We start from the raw sequence: 531 nt of genomic DNA, 5'->3' as shown, positions 1-531 counted from the left end.
ACAATCCACAAATTTATTATCATCTGGATCTGATTCAATCAATTTGAATCTATAAACAGGATTAATGAACAATATGTTATCTCTAGATAATATGGCGTTTACAATATTGGCAGCAACTTTTGAATTGGTTTTATTTGATATTATTTCCTCATATTCTAAAAGAATCTCGTTGGTTATACACAAAATATAATCTCCACGCAAAATGACATGAATACATTATGATATGGACTTTTGCTTGGTATCGACATCAAAAGACAATTTGTATCTAAAACAATCCTTTGAATACTATTCATAAATCATCAATATGGAGTTCTCAAATGTTCATTTTTCCACTTCTCGATTGTAGAACAATCAATAACTTTATCATCCCAAAGCTTGTCGGCCTCCTGTACCGCTTTTTGGGCAAAATAGTCAGAAAGAAGATTTCCTATCTCCTTCATCTGCTCATCAGACTTTACATGTTCCATCAGTCCAATGATCTTCATTTGATACGGTGAAAATGCTGTAGCTTCCATATTCTTTCCATTTTTT

2 protein-coding genes are annotated in these 531 nt (G+C 31.8%); both read right to left on the bottom strand.

Annotation, left to right across the window (positions count from 1 at the left end; genetic code table 11):
* On the bottom strand, positions 1-201 hold a 201-nt coding region (locus tag CIK98_RS18540), incomplete at its 3' end, for a PIN domain-containing protein (protein WP_216358978.1).
* Between the two features lie 98 nt (positions 202-299).
* A partial coding sequence (locus CIK98_RS13555; RefSeq protein WP_094385123.1) for a hypothetical protein occupies positions 300-531 on the bottom strand: 232 nt, incomplete at its 5' end.

It is taken from the genome of Prevotella sp. P2-180, from assembly GCF_002251435.1.
GTDB lineage: Bacteria > Bacteroidota > Bacteroidia > Bacteroidales > Bacteroidaceae > Prevotella.
Note: the sequence above shows the minus strand (reverse complement) of the source record. Positions and strands in the feature narration are given on the sequence as shown.